Source organism: Streptomyces sp. NPDC051020 (genome assembly GCF_040683105.1).
In the GTDB taxonomy this organism is placed as follows: Bacteria; Actinomycetota; Actinomycetes; order Streptomycetales; family Streptomycetaceae; genus Streptomyces.
In genome coordinates this window covers 81,450-91,844 of sequence record NZ_JBFBCG010000030.1, presented here as the reverse complement: position 1 = coordinate 91,844, position 10,395 = coordinate 81,450, and the positions used below count along the sequence as shown (strand labels likewise).

Annotated in this window: 9 protein-coding genes and 1 pseudogene; 7 read left to right on the top strand and 3 right to left on the bottom strand. The window is 67.9% G+C overall.

Going from position 1 to position 10,395, the window contains the following annotated elements; all coding sequences use genetic code 11:
• Window positions 1-95: 95 nt before the first annotated feature.
• The 3 genes and pseudogenes from AB0N06_RS18510 to AB0N06_RS18500 all read right to left on the bottom strand — a co-directional run.
• Window positions 96-641 (bottom strand): annotated as a pseudogene (locus tag AB0N06_RS18510) (reverse transcriptase N-terminal domain-containing protein); the annotation flags it as partial.
• The gene (locus tag AB0N06_RS18505; RefSeq protein WP_366135737.1) at window positions 611-1,231 is read right to left on the bottom strand and encodes a hypothetical protein; all 621 of its coding nucleotides are present in this window, start codon (window positions 1,229-1,231) and stop codon (window positions 611-613) included. The gene AB0N06_RS18505 and the pseudogene AB0N06_RS18510, both read right to left, overlap by 31 nt.
• Window positions 1,232-1,243: 12 nt before the next feature.
• Window positions 1,244-2,071, bottom strand: a complete 828-nt coding sequence (locus AB0N06_RS18500; RefSeq protein WP_366135736.1) for a hypothetical protein — start codon at window positions 2,069-2,071, stop codon at window positions 1,244-1,246.
• 401 nt (window positions 2,072-2,472) lie between these two features.
• Here AB0N06_RS18500 and AB0N06_RS18495 point away from each other — a divergent pair, with 401 nt between their 5' ends.
• The 7 genes from AB0N06_RS18495 (at window position 2,473) to AB0N06_RS18465 (ending at window position 10,320) form a co-directional block, all read left to right on the top strand.
• Window positions 2,473-2,907: a hypothetical protein gene (locus tag AB0N06_RS18495; protein ID WP_366135735.1), complete on the top strand. Its 435-nt coding sequence runs from the start codon at window positions 2,473-2,475 to the stop codon at window positions 2,905-2,907.
• A gap of 20 nt (window positions 2,908-2,927) precedes the next feature.
• A complete protein-coding gene (locus tag AB0N06_RS18490; protein ID WP_366135734.1) occupies window positions 2,928-5,264 on the top strand; it encodes a DUF6571 family protein in 2,337 nt (778 codons plus the stop codon).
• 36 nt (window positions 5,265-5,300) lie between these two features.
• The gene (locus AB0N06_RS18485; protein ID WP_366135733.1) at window positions 5,301-5,966 is read left to right on the top strand and encodes a hypothetical protein; all 666 of its coding nucleotides are present in this window, start codon (window positions 5,301-5,303) and stop codon (window positions 5,964-5,966) included.
• 346 nt (window positions 5,967-6,312) lie between these two features.
• The gene (locus tag AB0N06_RS18480) at window positions 6,313-7,776 is read left to right on the top strand and encodes an MFS transporter (protein WP_366135732.1); all 1,464 of its coding nucleotides are present in this window, start codon (window positions 6,313-6,315) and stop codon (window positions 7,774-7,776) included.
• Window positions 7,777-7,808: 32 nt separating this feature from the next.
• Entirely contained in the window at window positions 7,809-8,006 is a 198-nt protein-coding gene (locus AB0N06_RS18475) for an Arc family DNA-binding protein (RefSeq protein WP_114249050.1), read from the top strand.
• Window positions 8,006-8,374 carry a type II toxin-antitoxin system death-on-curing family toxin gene (locus tag AB0N06_RS18470; RefSeq protein ID WP_114244769.1) on the top strand — a complete coding sequence of 123 codons (369 nt, stop codon included), beginning with the start codon at window positions 8,006-8,008 and terminating at the stop codon, window positions 8,372-8,374. Before AB0N06_RS18475 ends, AB0N06_RS18470 begins: the two co-directional genes overlap by 1 nt.
• A gap of 164 nt (window positions 8,375-8,538) precedes the next feature.
• Window positions 8,539-10,320 carry a DEAD/DEAH box helicase gene (locus AB0N06_RS18465; RefSeq protein WP_366135731.1) on the top strand — a complete coding sequence of 594 codons (1,782 nt, stop codon included), beginning with the start codon at window positions 8,539-8,541 and terminating at the stop codon, window positions 10,318-10,320.
• Window positions 10,321-10,395 lie beyond the last annotated feature (75 nt).

Genomic DNA, 10,395 nt, shown 5'->3' with positions numbered 1-10,395 from the left:
CGCCAACCAGGCAGCGGCCGAACCAGTGAACCTGAAACCACATCAACCCGCTCTGACCAGCTAGTCAGTACCACCCGCATAGCGGGGGAACCTCAGTGGCTGTGGCTGATGCGGTCGAAGGCCGCCGACAGGTCCGCGTCGAGAACCCACAGCCGCTTTGCGGTCTTCTGGCAGGCTATCTGAAAGATAGCCCCGATCGCGTCAGCGCATCCGCGCCCCGGCCGGAACCCGTAGGTTCGACCGTCGAACCGCGCTTCCCATTCCGGCTCTAGAGCGTTCTTCACCCTCGCCTGGTTTGCAAGGTCGCGTATGACAGGAATGCCCAACGGTCGGGTCTTCCCATTTGCCTTCGGGATGTACACACGCTTGACGGGCTTTGCCGGGATATCCGGTTCAGCGAGAGTCTTCCTCGCCAGAGCACCCCGATCCTTCGGAGTCAGCGCGACGACCCCATCGATACCCGCCGTCTTCTTTCCGGTGCTCTGCTGTGCCACCCGGCGAACACTTGTCAAGCTGTTCGCCCTGGATCGCAGCATGAGCTTTTGCAGGTTGCGGACCCGCTTCATGTCGCCGTTCCGTGCGGCCCTGTAGATCCTCTGGCGCAGCCGCTTTACGGATGCTTCTTCTGAGCGCCAATCGATACCGGCCCAGAATTCTGCGTCGCCCTCGGGTCCGCCCGTACGGCGCCGCGCCGCGTGAGCACGGACCGGTCCACTCCGGAGAAGAGAGCCGCGAGGGAGACGTCGGCGGGCAGGACCCGGCCTGCCGCCTGCACGGTTACTTTCCTGCCGCTTCCGCGGCCCGACTGCCGCACCGTGATGACGACACCGGGGTCCTCGGCGTCGGGCTGCCGGGACAGCTTGTACGCCCGGCGGTCGATCGCCGTGAGCCTGTACGCGTCGCCCAGATACGTCATGTGCAGGGAGCGCCCCCGGTGCGTCGGTGCCCACCGGTTCCGGCTCATCCGCACGAGCCCGTCGCCCACCCGGAGCGTCGCGCGGTTCAAGGTCGGCATCGATACGACGTCCGTGTGCGCGCCACGCGTCTCGAACGTGGCTGTGGGGATCAGACCACCGCGCACATCCGTGACGATCGTGTTCGGCACGTCCCGACCCGCCGGGTATACCACCCGGATGTCGCCGAACTCAGGAGAAGTGCCTTGCCAGCCGAACTTCGTGCGCCCGGCCGGCTGTTTCTCCTTCCAGTAAGCGAGCGTGAACGGGCTGTGCATGTTTTTCCCTCGCTAGTCGAACGGGTTGAGGGCGCTGCCCAGCTTCTTCGCCCCGCCGGCGATACCGTCCCCGATGTCCGAGGCCTTGTCGCCGATCCAATCCCCGGCCTTCTCGATTCCGTCGCCGATGGCCTCGTGGTTGTCCCGGATCAGGCAGCCGGCGTACACCACGCCTGTGCCGATGGCCAGGCCGGCCGTGACCGGGTTGGGCGCCACGGTCAGCGCGGTCATCGAAGCGCTGAACGCCGTTCCGCTGAGGTCGGTGGCGAACTTCGAGGGATTGGCCTTGATCATGTCCGCGTCGTACGTGGCCAGGTTCGCCACGCCGTAGGCGGTCGCCGCGACACCGCCGACGACACCCGCGCCCCGGATCCATCCGGCGGCCTTCGCGGCGTTCGCGAGGCCGCCGTTCTGCGCGACCTTGACGAGGTTGGCCTCCGCCGCCGACGGCATGAAGAAGGTGCCGTTCCGCATGTACCCGCCGAACATGGCTGCTTCGTCGGACCCGGTGATGGCGTTGACCATACCGGGAGGAATCTTGCTCAACAGGCTTCCGGGCGCGGCCCCGGCCATGCGGTTGTTGATGAAGGTGGGGAGGAACGTGCCGGGCGCGGTCATGTCCTTGCCCTGCTTCAGGTACTTGAACAGTTTCCAGGAGCCGCCCATGGTCCCGCCGACCGCGGCGGCGAACGCGGAGGCGGTGATCGTGCCCTTCTGGACGGCAGCGAAGAAGTTCTTGTCAGCGTCGTCGACGGCCTTTCGCCAGGCCGTCAGTGTCGGCTCGATCAGGGCCCACCGGGCGTCGGACAAGTCGCTGGGGTACGGCTTGCGCTCGCTCACGGCACAGCGTGATCATGGGCATGCCGGAGGGATCGGTTCCACTGAAAGTCAGGCGGTTCCGTGGCATTTTCAAATCAGACGGGTTTCCGGGTGTGGAAGCGCACGATACGGACAGCCGAGTGCGTGACCCAGAGGAGAACATAAGACTGCTACCCGGGTGAAGGCGCTCAAAATGGGGCACGGTCAAAACCCGCATACCGGAAGAACTCTATGCAAACGCCCACTCAGAGGGCGGTTCGTGAGTTATTAGTCGTTCCCTTCCTCTTCCCCGAAGTCGGTCCCGGGCAAGGTGTCAGCTCCTGCTCGCTCGGCGCCGATGAAGAAGGAGCCGATATGGTGACCGGGGCGGTGGCCGCGTTCTTCGGACAGGTGGCCAACAGGGGCGAATTTTAGGGGAGTTCGTGTCGTTCGATGAGGAATGGGCGGAGCTTCGTGACGCGGCGGCCAAGCGGCGGAGTGCCATGCAGATCAACAGCGTCCCGGCGGAGGGCGGCGGGGGCGGGGGTGGCGCCCCCGACCTGGTGGTCAACCGGGACTCCCTCGGCGCCATCGGAAACGACGCCTGCGACCTGCGGACTCGGTTGTCGAGGGAGGGGGACCGTGCCCGTCCCGCCACGTTCGATGCGGCGATCGCGCTGACCAACGGCAACTTCGCGAGCGGTTCGGCGGTGCTCAAGGTGCACGACTTCTGGCAGACCCATCTGAAGACGCTGCTGGATTCCCTCGCGCACATTTCGAATCACCTGGATTACACCAAGGCCCAGCATGCGAAGGACGAAGCGAAGGTCGAGGGGGATCTGGCACCGATCTCCAAGCTCACAGAATACATGCAGTAGGGGTCGGGGGAAGTGCGCACATGCTGAAGTACGAGGACATAGTCGATGCACCGGTGGGGAAACTGAAGGCCGCGGTCGACGACTGGGACAAGATGGCGAGCGACCTGGACAAGCTCGCCGACGACGCGGCCAACGGGATGAAGGTCAAGTCGGACAAGGCAGACTGGGAGGGCCTCAACGCGGGCGTCACCAAGGCGTTCGTCACCAAGACGGCCAAGGAGTTCGCGGACGCCGCAGCCGAGGCCAAGGGCGTGAAGATGATCCTCGAAGAGGGGCACGCGGCCATCAAGAAGGCCATGGACGACCTGATCAACATCCGGGACCACGAAGGACCCGCGGCCGGGATCAAGGTGGACGGCGCGGGCAAGGTCAGCGCCCGCCATCCGGTCGAGGACATCCCTCCCGTCCAGCGGGCCCACGACCCCGACTACCCCGATCTGTTGCGGCGGCAGAGGGAGAACATCTCCGCCTGGCAGAAGAAGATCGACCTGATCGTCGACAACTGCAACGACACCGATGTCTCCTTCAAGAACTCCCTCGAAGCCAACGTCACCGACCGCAAGGACTTCACCGCCCCCAAGTACACGAAGATGGACCAGGAGGAGGCCCACCGGGCCGCCGCACTGGCCGCCAAGGGCCGCGACATCACGCACACCGAACTCCAGGCCCTCAACGAACTGCTGAAAGACAACAGCAATTCCGTGGAGTTCTCGAAGTCCTTCTACGAGAAGCTCGGCCCGGAGAAGTCGCTGCAGTTCTTCGGACAGCTCTCCACGGACACGTATGAGTACGGCAAGGAAGACAAGCAGCGGCTCAAGGACGTCCAGGAACTCCAGAAGAACCTGGGCCTCAACCTGGCCACGGCTTCCCACGACAAGGAGTTCACCGAGAAGTGGGGGCCCGAGCTGCGCAAGATGGGCACGGAACGCATCCCGCTCGCGAAGCACGACTACAACGGGCCGTTCGGCTATCAGCTGCTCGGCGGGATCATGCGGTACGGGAACTACGACGCAAAGTTTCTCAACCCGATTGCCGAGCACGTGGCGCAGCTGCACCAGAAGGACCCGTACATGTTCGCCGACAACAAGGTGGTGAACAGTCCGTTCAAGAACCCGTTCAACCCATCCGGTGTGAATGGGGCGGGCTACGACCCGGCCACCGCCATGCTGGAGGCGCTCGGCAACAGCCCGGAGGCGGCGAAGAAGTTCTTCACCGACGAGCCGACCGCGTACAACGAGGACGGCACGGTCAACCACGGTGCCAAGGCCGACCTCGGCAAGGGGATCGACAACTACCTCGACTTCTTCGGGAACGAGAAGTGGGAGTCCTTCCCGGACGTCAACTCCCTTGACCAGAACGAGCTCAAGGCATCGCTCGACCAGATGCCCGACGCCTTGGGTCACGCCCTGGAGGCCGCGACCCTCGGCTACCCGGCCGGGGACCCGGACGCGGGCGTGGTGCGGGACGCGGACAACGCCGCGGTCATGCAGCAGGTCATGGAGAAGTACGGAGCGGACGCCGGCCTGCTCAAGGAGCACGAGGCGATGGCCGACAGCCTGGGCACCATGGGCGCCGGCTACATCGACGACATCAACTGGGCGCTGGAGAAGAACGACGCCAACAGCCCCTTCGCGCCGGGCAAGAACCCTGACGGCCACATCGACTTCGCGGACACCCAGGACGAGAACGGCCGGAGCGTCGTCCGGGGCTTCCTCAGCACCCTGGGCCAGCACCCGGACGCCTACGCGACGGTGTCGGCGGCGGAGCAGGTCTATACCCGCAGCGTGCTGGAAGGCCAGGTGGGCGCCGACGGGCAGATCGACACCGGCGCGGCCAGGACGACCGTGCACACGGGTTCCGAGGTGCAGGGCATGCTCGATCAGTCCCGGGCCGACCAGGTCGAGGCCACGAACCTCAAGACCCACGAGGACTACGAGAAGGCGGTGGCCAAGCGGGCGGGGTGGGTCGAATTCGGTGCCGTGGCCGGTGTGGCCGCGGGCGTCGCCTTCCTGCCCGCGACCGCGGCCGTGGGCACGGCGGCGGTCCTCATTCCGCTGGCTACCGACACGGCCGCTGGTGCCCTCGAACAGGTCATCGGCCAGGTGGTCGGCGACATCTCCGACAACTCCGTGGACGAGCACAAGGAGAAGGTCGAAGAACTCACCCGGGAGGAGAAGACCAAGATCTACTCTTCTGGCGAGAGTCTGGCCGAGTCCCCGATGGAGGAGTTCATGCGACAGCACGGCGTGACCTCAGACAGCGAGTTCGGACAGGACCTGAAGGAGTCCATGAGGATCGGCTACGCGACGGGCAACGACCGCGAGAACCAGCAGGGCAACGACCCGGAGACCGGCTGAGCCCGGTGGGAGGGCCGATGAAGACAGAAGGAGCAGATGGTGATCAGTCGTAGGACCCGGCGTACGGGCCTTCTCGGGGCGGCCCTGACCGGCTCCCTGCTCCTCGGGGCCGCAGGCTGCTCGGGAGGGGGCGACGGGGCCGTGAAGGAGCCGGACGCGACGGTGGCAGCCGGCGCTCTCTGCGGTGGTTCCGCCGTGTCCCCCGGCGCGGCCGAGGCGCTGAAGACGATCACCGGTTCCTCGCGGTTCGAGGCGTCGGGCGAGACGTCCACGGTCGCCCATGCCGCGAAGGAGCTGACTGAGGGGTTCACGTCCTCCGTCAACGGTGATGGGGAGGTCTGCCGCGTGTACACGGCCCGGGACGAGCTCCGTATCACCTGGCAGCTGTTCAGCAGCGCACCCGTGGACGATCCGGCGGCGAAGTTCAGCGTGCTGGACATGGGGGAGCGGGCGCTGGCCGCGCCGGACGGCGCGTTCCTCCGGTTCGCCTGCCGCAGCGGAAAGGTGCCCGGTTCCGGCCCGGCCCATATCGACATCGGCGTCGAGCGTGGCGGCATGCCCACGGAACCCGAGGGCGATCCCAAGGCGCTGAAGGACGCCTATGCGACCGTCGCCCACTCCTTCGCCCTGGCCATGGCGAAGGAACTGGGCTGCGAGAACGACGGAGGGCTGAAGGCGAAACCCTCCCTGGACCCGGTGTGAACCGGCACCTGGCACAGCGAAACGGCCGCCCGCACGGTGGGGGCGGCCGTTTCCGCTTCGGTCTTCCGCCCGACCGGCCGGAACCGCTGGAGACCATGACCGAATTCGACCCGGTGGAACTCGAGTTGCAGTCGAGCCCCTGAGCCTCTCGGGCACACGGCCGGGTGTTCGTCCTTGTGGTCCGACCGTAGGGGCCACGCGAGGTGGGCCCAACGGTGCGGGCCGCGCCGCAATGCGACTGCCATACCGAGTTCATGCCCGGCGCCCGGTCCTACGACCAAGGGAGGAGTGGACGACCGCCTCACGACAGGGCCGAGAGCGGATCTTGCCCCTTACTCTTGGGCTCATGGCTGCCCTCGAACCGCGTGACGCCGATGTCTCGCCCCGTGCTGTGGACGCTTCCGTCGTCGCCGAGTCCGAAGGGGTGCTCGGCCGGACCTATCGGGCGCTCAGCATCGGCATCGTCTCCGTCGTGTTCCTGATCGCCTTCGAGGCGACCGCCGTGGGGACCGCGATGCCGGTCGCCGCCCGTGAGCTGCATGGCATTCCGTTGTACGCGTTCGCTTTCTCCGCGTACTTCACGACCAGCCTCTTCGCCATGGTGCTCTCCGGGCAGTGGGCGGACCGGCGCGGGCCGCTGGCGCCGCTCGCCACCGGGATCGGTGCCTTCGGGGCCGGTCTGCTGCTGTCGGGGACGGCGGGCAGCATGTGGATGTTCATCGCCGGGCGGGCCGTGCAGGGGCTCGGCGGCGGGCTGGTGATCGTGGCGTTGTACGTGGTGATCAGCCGGGCGTATCCGGAGCATCTGCGGCCGTCGATCATGGCCGCGTTCGCGGCGAGCTGGGTGATCCCGTCCGTCGTCGGGCCGCTCGCCGCCGGGAGCGTGACCGAGCACCTGGGGTGGCGGTGGGTCTTCATCGGCATCCCCGTGCTCGTGGTGTTCCCGCTGGCGCTCGCGCTGCCCGCGATCCGGCGCCGGGCTTCGGGGCCGGCCGATCCGACGGCGCCCGTCGAGCCGTACGACCGGCGCCGCATCCTTCTCGCGCTCGGGATCTCGCTGGGGGCGGGGCTGCTCCAGTACGCCGGGCAGGAGCGGAACTGGTTCGCGCTGCTTCCGGCGGTCGTCGGGTTCGGGCTGCTCGTCCCCGCCGTGCGCGGACTGCTGCCCCCGGGCACGGGCCGGGCGGCGCGCGGGCTGCCCTCGGTGGTGCTGCTGCGCGGGGTCGCGGCCGGGTCGTTCATCGCCGCCGAGTCGTTCGTACCGCTGATGCTGGTGACCCAGCGCGGGCTGAGCCCCACGCTGGCCGGGCTGTCGCTCGCGGCCGGGGGCGGGACCTGGGCGCTCGGCTCGTACGTACAGGCCCGGCCGCGCCTGGAGCCGTACCGGGAGCGGTTGATGGTGGGCGGCATGGTGCTGGTCGCCGCGGCGATCGCGGCCGCGCCGTCCGTGCTGATCGACTCGGTGCCGGTCTGGACCGTCGCCGTGGCCTGGGCCTTCGGGTGCTTCGGCATGGGCATGGTGCTCGCTTCGACGAGCGTGCTGTTGCTGAAGCTGTCGGCGCCGGAGGAGGCGGGGGCGAACTCGGCCGCTCTCCAGATCTCCGACGGGCTGTCGAACGTGCTGCTGCTGGCCGCGGGCGGGGCGGCCTTCGCGGCGCTCGGCGGCGGCGCGGTGGGGGCTGTGCACGAGGCGGTGGGGGCGGGTGCTTCTGGGTCCCATCCGGGGGCGTTCGCAGTGGTCTTCCTGCCGATGGCGGGGGTGGCGCTGGTGGGGGCGTGGGTGGCTACGAGGGTTCGGACAAAGCCTTAGCACCGTGTGGTACCGCGCGGTACCATCCGTGCATGGCTGGTCTGAATCTGCGGTTCACCGAAGAAGAGCTGGACGCACTGCGCGCGCGTGCCGAGTCGGAAGGGCGGAGCATGCAGTCCTTCGCGCACGACGCGGTGATCACCGCCATAAATGAACACTCGCGCCTCTTCAACGAGGCGGCGGACCACGTGCTGAAGGTGAGTGAGGAGCTCAATCGGAGGCTCGCCTGATGAAGTACCTGACACTTCCCGAGCTGCTCAACCTCGCCGAGCGCCTCGGAGCTGCCGAGGTGCGCGACTACGGGCTGCTCGATTCGGCACTCGCCCGCCCGCAGGCGAGCGTCTTCGGCCAGGACGCCTATCCGGACGTGTGGCAGAAGGCCGCAGCACTCATGGAGTCCCTCGCGCGCAACCACGCGCTCGTCGATGGCAACAAGCGCATCGCCTGGTATGCCACCTGGGTCTTCCTGCACATCAATGGGCACCGGCTGAGTGCGGATTTCGATGTCGACGAGGCCGAGAAGTTCGTGCTGGACGTGTGCCAGGGGGCCCTCGACATGCCCAGGATCGCGGAACGGCTTCCCGGATTCGCCGCGTAGGACCGACCTGTGAAGAGGGTCTCAGCGGGCCCGAACCACCGCTCGTCCATACAGGGTTCCGGTCGGCCCCCCGGTAAGGTGGCCCGGTTGTCGTATCGCGTACGAGCCCCTCCCGGCCCGTACGGACAGCGCCCCACGTACCCGAGAGCCCCGAACCGGAGACCGTGACTACTACCGCCTCCCACCACCTCTCACCCGCCTTCCCCGGCCGCGCCCCCTGGGGCACGGCCGGCAAGCTGCGAGCCTGGCAGCAGGGCGCCATGGAGAAGTACATCCAGGAGCAGCCGCGCGACTTCCTCGCGGTCGCCACCCCCGGCGCGGGGAAGACCACCTTCGCGCTGACCCTCGCGTCATGGCTGCTGCACCACCACGTCGTGCAGCAGGTCACCGTCGTCGCGCCGACCGAGCATCTGAAGAAGCAGTGGGCCGAGGCCGCGGCCCGGATAGGCATCAAGCTCGACCCCGAGTACAGCGCCGGTCCGCTGAGCAGGGAGTACGACGGCGTCGCGGTCACCTACGCGGGCGTCGGCGTCCGGCCGATGCTGCACCGCAACCGGTGCGAGCAGCGCAAGACCCTCGTGATCCTGGACGAGATCCACCACGCCGGTGACTCGAAGTCCTGGGGCGAGGCGTGTCAGGAGGCGTTCGACCCGGCGACCCGGCGGCTCGCGCTCACCGGTACGCCGTTCCGGTCCGACACCAACCCGATCCCGTTCGTCGTGTACGAGGAGGGCAACGACGGCATCCGGCGCTCCTCCGCCGACTACACCTACGGCTACGGGAACGCGCTCGCCGACGGCGTCGTCCGCCCCGTGATCTTCCTCAGCTACAGCGGCAACATGCGCTGGCGCACCAAGGCCGGGGACGAGATCGCCGCGCGGCTCGGCGAGCCGATGACCAAGGACGCCATCGGCCAGGCGTGGCGGACCGCGCTGTCGCCGACCGGGGACTGGATCCCCAATGTGCTGGCCGCCGCCGACAAGCGGCTGACCGAAGTGCGCAAGGGCATTCCGGATGCCGGCGGGCTCGTGATCGCCACCGACCAGGAGTCCGCGCGCGAGTACGCCAAGATCCTCAAGAAGGTCACCGGCGAGAAGGCGACCGTGGTCCTCTCCGACGAGAAGGCCGCGTCGAAGAAGATCGACAAGTTCAGCGAGGACGACTCGCGGTGGATGGTCGCGGTCCGGATGGTGTCGGAGGGCGTCGACGTGCCGCGTCTCGCGGTCGGTGTGTACGCCACCACCATCTCGACCCCGCTCTTCTTCGCCCAGGCCGTCGGGCGCTTCGTGCGCTCGCGCAGGCGCGGCGAGACCGCTTCCGTCTTCGTGCCGACCATCCCGATGCTCCTCGACTTCGCCAACGAGATGGAGGTCGAGCGGGACCACGTCCTCGACAAGCCCAAGAAGGGCAGCGACGAGGAGAACCCGTTCTCCGAGGAGGACAAGCTCCTCGCCGACGCGGAACGCCTGGAGGACGAGGAGACCGAGGACCAGCTGCCGTTCGAGGCGCTGGAGTCCGACGCGGTCTTCGACCGGGTGCTGTACGACGGCGCCGAGTTCGGCATGCAGGCGCACCCGGGCAGCGAGGAGGAGCAGGACTATCTGGGGATTCCCGGGCTGCTCGAACCCGACCAGGTGCAGTTGCTGCTGCAGAAGCGGCAGACCCGGCAGATCGCGCACAGCAGGCAGAAGCCGGCCGGGGAGGCCGATCTGCTGGAGAAGCCGGCGGAGGCCCGGCCGGTGGTCACGCACAAGCAGCTGCTGGGGCTGCGCAAGCAGCTCAACACGATGGTGTCGGCGTACACGCACCAGAGCGGCAAGCCGCACGGGGTGATCCACACCGAGCTGCGGCGGGTCTGTGGAGGGCCGCCGAGCGCTGAGGCGACGGCGGGGCAGATCCAGCAGCGGATCAAGAAGGTGCAGGAGTGGGCCACCCGGATGAGGTGAGTCCGCTCGTGTCAGGTGCCGGCCCGGTACGGGGACAGAGGTCCTCGTGCCGGGCCGGCGTCGTCCGGTCGCCGG